The organism is Rhizobiales bacterium NRL2, assembly GCA_001664005.1.
In the GTDB taxonomy this organism is placed as follows: domain Bacteria; phylum Pseudomonadota; class Alphaproteobacteria; order Minwuiales; family Minwuiaceae; genus Minwuia.
In genome coordinates this window covers 4301282-4314403 of the sequence record CP016093.1, presented here as the reverse complement: position 1 = coordinate 4314403, position 13122 = coordinate 4301282, and the positions used below count along the sequence as shown (strand labels likewise).

Annotated in this window: 11 protein-coding genes; 5 read left to right on the top strand and 6 right to left on the bottom strand. The window is 68.1% G+C overall.

The window, feature by feature from the left end; translation table 11 throughout:
- Positions 1-209 precede the first annotated feature (209 nt).
- Both TEF_20150 and TEF_20145 read left to right on the top strand, forming a co-directional pair.
- Positions 210-1769: a trimethylamine methyltransferase gene (locus tag TEF_20150; protein ID ANK82854.1), complete on the top strand. Its 1560-nt coding sequence runs from the start codon at positions 210-212 to the stop codon at positions 1767-1769.
- Positions 1770-1948: 179 nt separating this feature from the next.
- Positions 1949-2617, top strand: coding sequence for a hypothetical protein (locus TEF_20145; protein ANK83627.1), 669 nt, complete (start codon positions 1949-1951; stop codon positions 2615-2617).
- A gap of 151 nt (positions 2618-2768) precedes the next feature.
- On the opposite strand, the gene TEF_20140 is transcribed toward TEF_20145, so the two are convergent.
- Positions 2769-3524, bottom strand: a complete 756-nt coding sequence (locus tag TEF_20140) for an enoyl-CoA hydratase (protein ID ANK82853.1) — start codon at positions 3522-3524, stop codon at positions 2769-2771.
- Between the two features lie 63 nt (positions 3525-3587).
- Between TEF_20140 and TEF_20135 the strand changes: the two genes are divergently transcribed.
- Positions 3588-4274: a glutathione S-transferase gene (locus tag TEF_20135; GenBank protein ANK82852.1), complete on the top strand. Its 687-nt coding sequence runs from the start codon at positions 3588-3590 to the stop codon at positions 4272-4274.
- Positions 4275-4293: 19 nt separating this feature from the next.
- On the top strand, positions 4294-5523 hold the full coding sequence (locus TEF_20130; GenBank protein ANK82851.1) for an aryldialkylphosphatase: 1230 nt from the start codon (positions 4294-4296) through the stop codon (positions 5521-5523).
- Between the two features lie 61 nt (positions 5524-5584).
- Here TEF_20130 and TEF_20125 read toward each other — a convergent pair whose 3' ends face one another.
- The 4 genes from TEF_20125 to TEF_20110 all read right to left on the bottom strand — a co-directional run bounded on the left by TEF_20125 (position 5585) and on the right by TEF_20110 (position 10372).
- The gene (locus TEF_20125; GenBank protein ANK82850.1) at positions 5585-6823 is read right to left on the bottom strand and encodes an ammonium transporter; all 1239 of its coding nucleotides are present in this window, start codon (positions 6821-6823) and stop codon (positions 5585-5587) included.
- 296 nt (positions 6824-7119) lie between these two features.
- Positions 7120-8460 (bottom strand): ammonium transporter, encoded by a 1341-nt coding sequence (locus TEF_20120; GenBank protein ID ANK82849.1) that lies wholly within the window; start codon positions 8458-8460, stop codon positions 7120-7122.
- A gap of 20 nt (positions 8461-8480) precedes the next feature.
- On the bottom strand, positions 8481-8819 hold the full coding sequence (locus TEF_20115; GenBank protein ANK82848.1) for a transcriptional regulator: 339 nt from the start codon (positions 8817-8819) through the stop codon (positions 8481-8483).
- Between the two features lie 188 nt (positions 8820-9007).
- Positions 9008-10372 carry a hypothetical protein gene (locus tag TEF_20110; protein ID ANK82847.1) on the bottom strand — a complete coding sequence of 455 codons (1365 nt, stop codon included), beginning with the start codon at positions 10370-10372 and terminating at the stop codon, positions 9008-9010.
- A gap of 144 nt (positions 10373-10516) precedes the next feature.
- Between TEF_20110 and TEF_20105 the strand changes: the two genes are divergently transcribed.
- Positions 10517-11590, top strand: coding sequence for an N-acetyl-gamma-glutamyl-phosphate reductase (locus TEF_20105; protein ID ANK82846.1), 1074 nt, complete (start codon positions 10517-10519; stop codon positions 11588-11590).
- Positions 11591-11827: 237 nt separating this feature from the next.
- On the opposite strand, the gene TEF_20100 is transcribed toward TEF_20105, so the two are convergent.
- Complete coding sequence (locus TEF_20100; protein ID ANK82845.1) at positions 11828-12889, bottom strand: hypothetical protein; 1062 nt, start codon at positions 12887-12889, stop codon at positions 11828-11830.
- Between the last annotated feature and the right edge of the window lie 233 nt (positions 12890-13122).

The window sequence follows — 13122 nt, the reverse complement described above, 5'->3', positions numbered from 1 at the left end:
CCGTGATCGGGACGTCGCGGCTCCCTTATGACAGCAAGCCGCCGCAGCGGGATTATTCATGTGCGACCTCGGCGCATCGCTTTGCGACGCCGCCGCCGCCGGCGGGCGGGACCTGTCGCGCCCGCGTCCTTCGCGTGCCGCAGCCGGGACAGTGGGCCGCCGGGCGCGGGCGTATCTGGATCGTGCAAATTGCCATCTGGAGCAGAGCGATGGACGCGGACACCGATCAGGAACAGGGACGGCGCAAGGGCCGCCGCGGCGGCGGATCGGACGCCCGCCGCGACCGCCGGAAGGGCGGCGGCATGGAAAGCCAGCGCTTCATCACCCGCAAGCTGAAACCCTATGAACTGCTGTCCGAGGAAGGCCTGGCGCTGATCGAGCGCAACGCTGACATCGTGCTCCGGGAGATCGGCATCGAGTTCCGCGGCGACCCGGAGACCCTGGCGATGTGGCGCGATGCCGGCGCCGACGTCGACGGCGAGCGCGTGCGTTTTCCTGAAGGACTCTGCCGGTCGCTGATCCGAACGGCGCCGGCCAGCTTCATCCAGCACGCCCGCAATCCGGAGCGCTCGGTCGAGATCGGCGGCGACAGCACCGTCTTCGCCCCCGTCTACGGCCCGCCCTTCGTCCGCGATCTGGAAGGCAAGCGGCGTTACGCCACCATCGAGGATTTCCGCAACTTTGTCCGACTGGCGTACATGGCCCCGGCCATGCACCATTCCGGCGGCACGGTCTGCGAACCCGTCGACGTGCCGGTGAACAAGCGCCACCTGGACATGATCGACGCCCATGTCCGCTTTTCCGACAAGCCCTTCATGGGTTCGGTCACCCATCCCGACAGGGCCGCGGATTCGGTCGCCATGGCGAAGATCGTCTTCGGCGAGGACTTCGTCGACCGCAACTGCGTGCTGATCAACCTGATCAACGCCAACTCGCCGATGGTGTTCGACGAGACCATGCTGGGCGCGTTGAAGACCTACGCCCGGGCGGGGCAGGCCTGCATCGTCACCCCCTTCATCCTGGCCGGCGCCATGGCGCCGGTGACGGCGGCGGGCGTGCTGACCCAGACCCTGGCCGAGGCCCTGGCGGGCATGGCTTTCACGCAGCTCTGCCGCCCCGGCGCGCCGGTCGTCTTCGGCAGCTTCGCCAGCTCGATCTCGATGCAGTCGGGGGCGCCCACCTTCGGCACGCCGGAGCCGGCGCTGGTGCTCTACGGCGCGGCACAACTTGCGCGCAGGCTGGGCGTGCCCTTCCGCTCCGGCGGCGGTCTCTGCGGGTCCAAGACGCCGGACGCCCAGGCGGCCTATGAAAGCCTGGCGACGCTCAATCCGACCCTGATGGCGGGGGTGAATTTCGTCCTTCACGCCGCCGGCTGGCTGGAGGGCGGGCTGGTCTCGTCCTTCGAGAAATTCGTCATGGACTGCGATCAGCTCGCCATGCTGCAGCGCTTCGCCGGCGGCATCGACTTGAGTGAGAACGGTCAGGCCATGGACGCCATCCGGGAGGTCGGCCCGGGCAGCCACTATCTGGGCTGCGCCCATACTCAGGCGAATTTCGAGACCGCCTTCTACCGTTCGCCGCTGACCGACAACAATTCCTACGAGCAGTGGGAGGCGGAAGGCGCGCGCCGGATCGAGGAGCGCGCCAACGATCTGGTGCGCAAGTGGCTGGCCGACTACCAGCAGCCGGCGCTGGACGAGGGCGTGGGCGAGGCGCTCGACGACTATATCCGCCGCAAGAAGGATTCCATGCCCGACGCCTTCACCTGAAAGGGTGACGCCGGGCGGGCGCCCCACAAACGGATCGAACGGCTGTTCGACGGCGAGATGCGGCGCGCCTTCGGCTTTCGCGGTTCCGATGGAGAGACATGACGGGTCGCGCCCAGGTGCTGGACTTCGGCCGCGCGCCGGGAGAGGTTCCGTCCGCCAATTCCGAGGACGACGACGTCATGACGGATACTGCTGCCTTCTGGGACAGGTCGGCGCGCAAGTACGCCGCGCGGCCGGTCAAGGACATGGGCGCCTACGAAAAGACGCTGGACCGTGTCCGCGCACACCTGTCGGTCGGCGACGAGGTGCTGGAGACAGGCTGCGGCACCGGCACGACCGCCCTCAAGCTGGCCGATGCGGCGGGCCGGATCACCGCGACCGACATTTCCGCCGGCATGATCGCCATCGGCCGGGAAAAGGCCGCGGCGCAGGATGTCGCCAATATCGAGTTCCGCCAGGCGACGCTGGAGCAGGACATGCCGGCGGGTCCGTTCGACGCCGTGCTTGCCTTCAATCTCCTGCATCTTCTGACGGATCCTGCCGACGCCATCGACCGCGTGCGCAATCTCGTCCGGCCGGGCGGACTATTCATCTCCAAGACGGTCTGTCTCGGGCGGCGCGCCTGGCATTTCAGGGCGCTGATCGGCGGACTGCAGCTGATCGGCAAGGCGCCGCATGTCAGTTTCCTCGACGTGGCGGAGCTGGAAGCCATGGTCACGGGCGCGGGGTTCGAGATCATCGAGACCGGCGACTATCCGGCGAAGCCGCCCAGCCATTTCATCGTCGCACGGCGGCCTGCCCAGGCCGATCCCGAAGGAGACAGGCTTGGTTGGCGTCCTGGGGCCTGATCCCACGACCCAGTCTGTCGGTCCGCTACGCCCCTGGATCGAGCCCAGGGGCGACAGAGTCAGGTGGCTCAACGAAATATCGGGTTCAGCCGGAAATCCGGGTCCCCGATCGTCGCTGTCACACCGTCCGGGACGCCGGCCTTCAAATGCCTCAGCCGCGTTCGCCGTGGCGGCCCTGGCCGCCGGCGAAACGCGCCGCGCCGTCCAGCGCCTCGGCGCGCTTGGCGGCCTCCGCCAGGCGCTTCTCGTTGGCGAAGGCGTCCGCGAGATCGAAATCGTACTGCTGCAGGGCTGACAGCCGGTCGGAGCGCATGGCGAGCTGGGGAAACGTCGCCAGCCGTTCCGCCATGGCGACCGCCGCGGCGCGCGCCTCGCCCTTCGCCACGACCTGGGTGACCAGGCCCCATTCCAGCGCCTTGGCTGCGTCCACGGGCTCGCCCGTCAGCAGCATGTGCAGCGCCCGGCCCTGGCCGACGATCCGCGGCAGCCGGACGGTGGTGCCATCGCTCATCGGTACGCCGAAGCGGCGGCAGAAGACGCCGAAGACCGCCGTCTCGTCGGCGATGCGGACGTCGCAGCGCAGCGCGACGCCGAGGCCGCCGGCGACCGCATGCCCCTCGACGGCGGCGATCAGGGGTTTGGAGAGCACGGCGGCGTTCGGCCCTTCCGGATCGCCGGCCCAGGCGACGTAGTCGGGCGCCATCGCCTTCAGGTCCGCCCCGGCGCAGAAGGCGCCGCCGGCGCCGGTCAGCACACCGGCGCGCTGTTCGCCGTCGGCGTCGAACTCGGCCAGCGCCCGGCCCAGCGCCCGGGCCGTCGGGTCGTCCAGGGCGTTGCGCGCCTGCGGCCGGTTGATGGTGAAGACCGTGACCGGCCCCTCGCGCTCGACCAGCAATCCTGCGTCCATGGCTTTGCGTCTCCCGCCTTCTCGCCTACCGTGCCGGGTAGCATAGCGCGGGAGGCGAGGGCCATGGCGATACGGATGTACGATCTCTGCGGGGCGGAGCCCGAACGGCGTTTCAGCCCGTTCTGCTGGCGGGCACGGCTCGCCCTGGCGCACAAGGGCCTGGAGGTCGAGACCATCCCCTGGCGCTTCACCGAGAAGGAGGCGATCGCCGCGCACGGCTCGAAGACCGTGCCGGTGATCCTGGACGGCGAGAAAGCGGTCTCCGATTCCTGGGCCATTGCGGAGTATCTCGAAGACGAGTACCCCGACCGGCCGGCGCTGTTCCCCAACGGCCGCGGCGAGGCGCGCTTCGTCAAGGCGTGGTCGGAGGCCGTGCTGAGCGCCGGCATCATTACGCTGGTGGTGCGCGACATCTACGAACACATCGACCCGAAGGACCGCGACTACTTCCGGACCTCGCGGGAGAAACGCTTCGGCAAGCCGCTGGAAGATGTGCAGTCGGGCCGAGAGGACAGGGTAAGGGGCTTCCGCCAGTCGCTGACGCCGCTCAGGCTGACGCTGCAGGCCCAGCCCTGGGTCGCCGGTGAGCAGCCTGGCTTCGCCGATCACATGTGTGTCGCGCCCCTCCTCTGGGCGCGCGCGATCTCCGAATTCCGGCTGCTGGAAGCGGACGATCCGCTGAACGACTGGCGGAATCGCATGCTGGATCTGTATGACGGCCTGGCCCGCAGTGCACTGGGCTACGATTGACGGAAAGGACCGAACGATCATGGACAAGGGACCGACGCTTTACGCCGGGGGGCTGGTTTTCGACGGGCTGGAGGCGCCGCAGGCGGGTCTCGGGGTGCTGGTCGACAAGGGCCGCATCGAGGCCGTGAAGCCTGTGGCCGCGTTCGAGGGCTTCGCCGGCGAACGCGTCGACACCCGGGGCGCAACGCTGATGCCGGGGCTGATGGATTGCCACATCCACATCTGCTACGGGGCCGAGGGCAATCCGGGCGACGCGGCGGAGAAACTGACGCTGTCGGCGCTGACGCTGAAGGCGATGGACAACGCCCGGAAGATCCTGGAAGGCGGCGTCGTCGCGGTGCGCGACTGCGGCGGCAAGGACTATGTCGACTTGGACGTGCGCGATGCCCTGAACGCCGGCCGCTTCCCCGGTCCCGTAATGCGCGCCTCGGGCAAGATGATCTGCATGACCGGCGGCCACGGCAACAAGAACGGCATCGTCGCCGACGGCTGCGACGAGGTGATCAAGGCGGTGCGGACCAACGTCCACAAGGGCGCCGACGTCATCAAGATCATGGCCACGGGCGGGGTGATGACGCCCGGCGTGAATCCCGAGGACGCGCACTACTCGGCCGAGGAGATGGCCGCCGGGATATCGGAGGCGAAGCGTTTCAACAAGCGCACGGCCAGCCACGCCCAGGGCGCCGAAGGCATCCTCAACGCCGTGCGCGGCGGTATTCATTCCATCGAGCACGGCATATTCATGAACGAGGAGTGCATCCGCGAGATGATCGAGCGCGGAGTCTTCCTGGTGCCGACGCTGGCGGCGGTGAAGAACATCATCGCCAACCGCGACCGGGGCATTCCGGCCTGGGCGGTGGAGAAATCGGAGCGGGTCTACGACATCCACATCGCCGCCTTCCGGGCCTATCAGGCCGCCGGCGGCAAGGTCGCCATGGGCACCGACGCGGGCACGCCCTTCAACCAGCACGGCGAGAACGCCCAGGAGCTGGCGCACATGGTCGAGGCCGGCATGTCCAGGCTGGACGCGCTGATCGCCGGCACGTCCAACGCCGCGGAACTTATCGAACCGGGCGAGCGCGGCCGCGTGGCCGAGGGGCTGGTCGCGGACCTGCTGCTGGTGCGCGGCAACCCGGCCGAGGACATCGCCATGGCCGCCGAGCGCGCCAACCACCTGATGGTGATCAAGGACGGCCGGACCTTCGCCGACCGCCGTGCGGGGGCCGAAATGGCCCAGGCGGCGGAGTAGGTCAGGTTTTTCCGAGCCCCGGATCGGACCGATAGTCCGTCCGGGGCGCCGCGACTGAAGGCTAACCCTGCGCGGTCAGGTCCTGCTCGGGATTGGCGCCGACCTGGTGGATCGAGAGGTCCGCGCCGCGGAACTCCTCCTCTTCGCCCAGGCGGATGCCGATGGTGACCTTCAGCAGGCCGTAGACCGCGAATCCCGCCACGCCGGCGAAGGCCGCGCCGATGAGCGAACCGACGAGCTGGGACATGAAGGTCACGCCCCCCATGCCGCCCAGCGCCTCGAGCCCGAAGATGCCGCAGGCAATGCCGCCCCAGAGGCCGCAGAGGCCGTGCAGCGGCCAGACGCCGAGCACGTCGTCGATCTTCCAGCGGTTGTGGCAGAGCTGGAAGAAGACCACGAAGATGACGCCGGCCACCGCGCCCACCGCGAACGAGCCCACCGGGTGCATGACGTTGGAGCCGGCGCAGACCGCCACCAGGCCGGCCAGCGCGCCGTTGTGGACGAAGCCGGGGTCGTTGCGCCCGGCCAGCAGGGCCGCGAGGATGCCGCCGCCCATGGCCAGCAGCGAGTTCATGGCGACCAGCCCGTTGATGCCTTCGACCGACTGCGCGCTCATCACGTTGAAGCCGAACCAGCCGATGCAGAGCAGCCAGGTGCCCAGCGCCAGGAACGGGATGCTCGACGGCGGGATGCCGGCGGGGCTGCCGTCACGGCGGTAGCGGCCGCGGCGCACGCCCAGCATGACCACGGCCCCCAGCGCGATCCAGCCGCCCATGGCGTGGACCACGATGGAGCCGGCGAAATCGTTGAAGGCGGCGCCGAAGCTCTCGGTCATCCAGTCCTGGAAGCCGAAATTGCCGTTCCACACCAGGCCCTCGAAGAAGGGATAGACCACGCCCACGACGATCGCAGTGGCCATCGCCTGGGGCCAGAACTTCGCCCGCTCGGCGATGCCGCCGGAGATGATCGCCGGGATGGCCGCCGCGAAGGTCAGCAAGAAGAAGAACTTGATCAGGCCGAAGCCCGACAGCCCGAAATCATGACCTTCCACCACTTCGGCGCCGGACAGCACCGTGGCGCTGACCAGGAAGCCCGTGCCGTAGGCGACCATGTAGCCGACGAGAAAATAGGCGACCATCGACACCGCGAAGTCGACGATGATCTTCACCAGCGCGTTGACCTGGTTCTTGTGCCGGACCGTGCCGACCTCCAGGAACGCGAAACCCGCGTGCATCGCAAACACCAGGATCGCGCCCATGAGCACGAAAAACACGTCCAGTCCGGAGACCACGTTCTCCATCTTCTGATCCCTCCCGCATGGGATGGCCGGGCGGAGGGTCCGCCGCCATCTGCAACCGCCGCGGAAATACTCAATCTGCATGCCAGTTAGGCAACGTGGATTTCTGCATATGTTTCAAGGGCTTGGGCGAGGGGTCGGATTCGGGCCGGAATAAGTGATCAAAAAACAGTCATATTGCCGCTGGAGAGGTCAGTGGCTGATCAAAAAATGGGCCCGGCGGGGTTGCCGCCGGGCCCGGTAGTGACGGTCTCTGGGGAGAGAGGCGAGACCGTGGGTTGCCTGTTATGCGGCGCCGGTCAGATCCTCTGGGAGCCGGCGCCGAACTCGGGATAGGCCTCCATGCCGAGCTCTGCCCGGTCGAGACCCATGTCCTCGTCTTCCTCGTCGGCGCGGACGCCGATGGTCGCCTTGAGAGCGAACCAGACGATGGCGCTGGCGATCGAGACGAAGAGACCGATGGCGATGATGCCGACGATCTGGCCGCCGAAGCTGGCGTCCGAATTGGACACCGGCACGACCAGCGTGCCCCAGATGCCGCAGACCAGGTGGGCCGGAATGGCGCCGACCACGTCGTCGATCTTCAGCTTGTCGAGCAGCGGCACCGCGAGCACCACCAGCACGCCGCCGACGCCGCCGATCAGGATCGAGCCGCCCAGCGTGGGCGCCAGCGGTTCGGCGGTGATCGAAACCAGACCGCCGATCGCGCCGTTGAGCGCCATGGTGAGATCGACCTTCTTGAAGACCACCTGGCTGGTGAGCATTGCCGCGATGACGCCGCCGGCCGCAGCCGCATTGGTGTTGGCGAAGATGTCGGCGATGGCCACGGCGTCGGCCGCCGAGCCCAGGGCGAGCTGCGAGCCGCCGTTGAAGCCGAACCAGCCGAGCCACAGGATGAAGGTGCCCAGCGTGGCCAGCGGCATCGACGAACCCGGCATCGGGTTGACGCGGCCGTCGGCGCCGTACTTGCCCTTGCGCGCGCCGATGATGATCGCGCCCATCAGGGCCGCCCAGCCGCCGGTGGAGTGCACCAGCGTCGAACCGGCGAAATCAGAGAAGCCGAACTCGGCGTCCAGCCAGCCCGCGCCCCACTCCCAGGAACCCTGGATCGGGTAGATGACGGCGGTCAGGAAGACGACGAAGATCAGGAACGGCCAGAGCTTCACGCGCTCGGCGACGGTGCCGGAGACGATCGAGGCCGCGGTGGCGACGAACACCATCTGGAAGAACCAGTCGGAGGTCGCGGCGTAGCCGGGGGCGTCCTCGGTCGGGAAGGTGTCGGCCAGGGCCGCCGCATCGTCGGGCGACCAGAACAGGCTGAAGGAACCGATGTAGCCGCCCGCGTCGATGCCGTACATCAGGTCATAGCCGATCAGGTAGTACATGATGCCGGCGATCGAATAGAGCGAGATGTTCTTGACGCAGATGGTGGCGACGTTCTTCGAGCGCACCATGCCGCTTTCCAGCATGGCGAAGCCGGCGGCCATGAACATGACCAGGAAGCCGCACATCAGGAACGACAGGGTGTTGAAGACGAAGGCCGTCTCCCCCGACACCTGCGCGAAGGCGGGGGCCGCGGCCCCCAGGGCGAGCGCGGCCGCGACCGGTCCGCCCACCAGGATACGTTTCGATAGATTCATTCTGAATGGTCCCTCCGGTTTCAGAGCGCGTCGGCGTCGGTTTCGCCGGTGCGGATGCGCATCGCGCTGACGACGTCGATGACGAAGATCTTGCCGTCGCCGATCTGGCCGGTCTCCGCAGCCTGGCGGATGGTCTCGACCGCGCGCTCGGCCATGTCGGCCTTGACCACGATCTCGATCTTCACCTTGGGCAGGAAGCTGACCGCGTACTCGGCGCCGCGGTAGATTTCGGTATGGCCCTTCTGGCGGCCATATCCCTTGACCTCGGTGGCCGTCAGCCCGTCGATCCCGAGCTGCGTGAGCGCCTCTCGGACCTCGTCAAGCTTGAACGGCTTGATGATGGCCATGATGAGTTTCATGCGCCTTCCCCTTGCGTTGTGAACTGGGTCCCGCTGGACCCGTAATGCGCAGGGGATTACAAGCGCCGTGCCGGAATTCGATTATCGAGAGATTTCATGATGTTGACCGCAGAATTCGGCTCAGGACCGTGTCTGCCGATCAATCAGATTGCATAAATATTATGCAAAAACGGCCTTATGCATAAAAATCAGGCAATAGAGATTGCACGCTCGATGCCCCGCGCGGCGCGCAGCAGACGCCCCTCCAGATTCGGGCCTGCGGTCGCCATCAGGCCCACGGGCAGGCCTTCGCTGAATCCGCAGGGCAGGCTGATGGCGCAGAGCCCCAGGAAATTGATGCGCCGGGTGTTGAAGGACGACAGCAGCGCTTGGCGGGCGTGCTCCTCCTCGCTCTCCATGACCGCGGCGATCGAGGGCGCGATGGCGGGCGTCGTCGCCTGCAGAACCGCGTCGAAGCCTGCCGTCTCCCGCATCCAGGCGCGCTGCAGTTCGCCGAAGCGGTGGCGCAGGATGATCGCGTCCGACGCGCGCGCCGAACGGCCGGCGGCGATGCGTTCGCGGATCGGCCGGTAGAGCTTGTCGGGATTGGCGTCGATGGTGTCGCCCCAGATGGCCCAGCCCTCCAGGCTGATCGGGTTGCCGTGCTGCAGCACCACCTCGTCGTGCGCCTCGAAGGAATCCAGGCGGCGTTCGATCACCTCGGCCCCGGCGGCGCACAGGCGCTCGACCGCCGCTTCGACCGCCGCGGCGACGCCGGACTGGATCTCGTTGTCGTCATGGCCGCGCGCCCAGAGCAGGCGCAGGCCCTGCGCCGAGGCGCCCTCCAGGTCGGCTGCCGGGCGGCCCGACAGGATGGCGTGGATCGCATTGGCGTCGGCGACGTCCTTTGTCAGCGGCCCGACCGTGTCGAGCGACGGCGCCAGCGGGATCGAGCCTTCCAGCGAGACCGCTCCCCAGGTGGACTTGAGCCCGACAATGCCGTTGAACGCCGCCGGGATGCGTACCGAGCCGCCGGTGTCCGAACCGATGCCGGCCGCCGCGAGACCGGCGGCGACGGAAACGCCGGCCCCGGCAGAGCTGCCACCGGGCACGCGCGGATCGTCCTTCGGACTGTGGGCGTTGGCGGGCGTGCCGCTCCAGGGGTTCACGCCGAGGCCCGAATAGGCCAGGTCGGGCAGGTTGGTCTTGCCCAGGCAGACCATGCCGGCGGTCGCCGCGCGGGCCAGCGGTTCGGCGTCGCGGTCGGGCACCCGGCCCCGGAACAGGGCGGAGGCGCCCTCGGTCGGATGCCCGGCGGTGTCGAACAGGTCCTTCCAGCCGATGGGCACCCCGTCCAGCGGCGAGCGCAGCAGTCCCGCGGCGGCGCGGTGGCGCGCGGCCATCGCCTCGGCCAGTGCGCGCTCCCGCGTCAGGCTGACGAAGATGCTGTGGCCGGGATCGCGCTCGGCGATGCGGTCCAGGAAGTGCTCGGTCAGCGTCAGCGGATCGATGTCGCCCCCGGCGATCCCCCGGCCAAGCGCCAGCGCCGTCATCGCGTGATAGTCGCGGCTCATGCGTGCTCCCCCTCGCGTTTCGGCGGCGCATCTTAGGGCAACGGCGCCGCGGCGCCAGAGGCGGTCTTTGCCAAGCGTCCGCTTTTGCCGTATTCAGCGCGCCGGTGCGGACGGATGTGCCGCCGCACGGAAGGAGCGAGGATCATGAGCGAGAACGCGGAGAAGAAGATCAGGATCGGCATACTCGGCGCCAGCGGCTACACCGGCGGCGATCTGGTGCGCCTGCTGGTCCGACATCCCTTCGCCGAGATCGCCTTCATGACCGCCGACCGCCATGCCGGCAAGACCATGGACACGGTCTTCCCGCACCTGTTCGGCCAGGAACTGCCGCCGCTGATTTCCGTCGACGAGATCGAGTGGGGGCAGGTTGACGTCGATGTCGTCTTCTGCTGTCTGCCCCACGGCACGACGCAGGAGATCGTCAGGCAGATACTGACGGAGAACGAGACGATCCGCGTGGTGGACCTGTCGGCGGACTTCCGGCTGGACGACACCGACGTCTACGCCGAATGGTACGGCCACGAACACTACGCCACCGACATCCAGCCGATGGCGGTCTACGGCCTTCCGGAATACTACCGCGAACGGGTGGCGAAGAGCCGGCTGGTCGCCAATCCGGGCTGCTATCCCACCGCGGCGCTGCTCGGCCTGCTGCCGCTGGTGGAGCAGGGCCTGATCGACACCACGGACGTCATCATTGACGCCAAGTCGGGTGTGACCGGCGCCGGGCGCGGGCTGAAGGAGAACCTGCTGTTCGGCGAGGTGGGCGAGGGCATCCATCCCTATTCGGTGGCCAGCCACCGCCATGCGCCGGAGATCGAGCAGGAGATCGCCAAGCACGCCCACGGGGCCGAGACGCACGTCAATTTCACGCCGCATCTGATGCCGATGAACCGGGGCGAGCTCTGCACGTGCTATGTGCGCATGACGGGCGGCGCGACGGTCGCCGACCTGCGCCGGACCTTCGAGGCGCGCTTCGCGGGCGAGCCCTTCGTCTCCATCGTGCCTGAAGGCGTGACGCCTGCGACGCGGCACGTGCGCGGCTCCAACTATTGCCTCGTCGGGCTCTACCAGGACCGGATCCCGAACCGCGCCATCGTGGTCGCGGTCATCGACAACCTGGTCAAGGGCTCCTCGGGCGAGGCGATCCAGAACATGAACCTGATGTTCGGCCTCTCGGAGCTGACCGGCCTGGAGCAGGCGCCACTGTTTCCCTGAAGGCGGCACGACCGGTTGGCCCGCCGGGGTTGGCATGGCCGGCCGGCGGGCCTTCTGACTGAGATGACGCCAAAGGTCCCGGCTCGCGCCTCGCTCCGCTCGGCTGGGCCGGGATGACACCAAAGCGAGGTCGCCCCCTGGATGTCATCCCGGCCGGCGGCGCCGTCAGGCGCCGAAGAGCCGGGACCTCCGCCTGAGCTTGTCTCACGCAGCGGTGGCATTCGGGGAGCGCCTGCCTCAGGCCGCCTTCGCCAGGTCGAAGCCCCTGAACGGCGTCGCGATGCGCCGGATGTCCTGGATCAGGCCGGGATCGAACATCGGCGAATCGTCGCCCATCTCGGACTGGATCGAGACCACGTCGGCCATGCCGCCGAAGCGCTTCTCGATGGCGCCGGCGATGTTGGCCCAGGTGCCGCGGGCGCAGAACAGGTCCACCACGTCGTCGGGCACTTCCTTCGCCATTTCGTCCCAGCGCTGCTGGACGGAGAGCCGGTGCAGCTTTTCGCCCAGATCGAGCAGGTCATGCTGCTCGAAGACCGGCCAGTAGGTCCGCGTGGAACCGTAGAAGGCGACGCGGTAGCGGACCCATTCGTACATCTTCTGGGTCTTCTCCTCGTCCGGGCCGGTGGCGATGAAGCCGCCGCCGGAGATCTCGAAGTTCTCCCGCGCCCGGCCGCCGGCGCGCTCGAAGCCGGTCCCGATCTCCTTCGAGATCACGTTCTCGTAGTATTTGCGGGTGCAGAAGCCGTGCAGGCGCGCGCCGTCGCAGACCTCGCCGGCGACACGCAGCATGGCCGGGCCGACGGCGGCGATGGTCACCGGCGCGCCGACATGGCCCATGGGCGGCGGCGTGAAGTTGGGCGTCATCAGCGTGAAGGAATAGTGCTTGCCCAGATAGGCGAGATCCTTGCCGCCCTCGGCCCAGCACTGCCAGATGGCGCGGAGCGACTGGACGTATTCCTTCAGCCGCGGCGCCGGCGCCGACCAGGGCACGGAGAAGCGGCGCTCGTTGTGGCCCTTCACCTGGCTGCCCAGGCCGAGGATGAAACGCCCGCCCGATTCCTCCTGCAGGTCCCAGCCCATCTCGGCGACGACCATGGGGCTGCGCGGGAAGGCGATGGCGACGCCGGTCACCAGGTCCATCTTCCGGGTCACCGTCGCCGCGACCGCCAGCGGCAGGAAGGGATCGCGGTTGGTCTCCGTCGTGACCACCCCGTCATAGCCCAGTTCCTCGGCCTTGCGTGCGGTCGCCGCCGCCTGTCCGAGCGACATGCGCGGCATGGTGTAATAGACCTTCATCGTCTCCCTCCCCCGTATCGGCCGGCGTCGTGCGCCGGCTTCGGCCGGGATGATAGGTCTGGCGCCGAAGTGCGGCAATGATCGGCGCGCCGCGGCGCGGGGGATGCCCTCGCCATATCCGCTTCGAGGCTTCCAACATCCTGAAATGTGGTGAATTTCGGGCCCGGTTGCCTTTCGCCTTCACAAAGGGCGATAGTGCCCCACTTGGGGAGTGAGCAACGACAGAAGCGCGG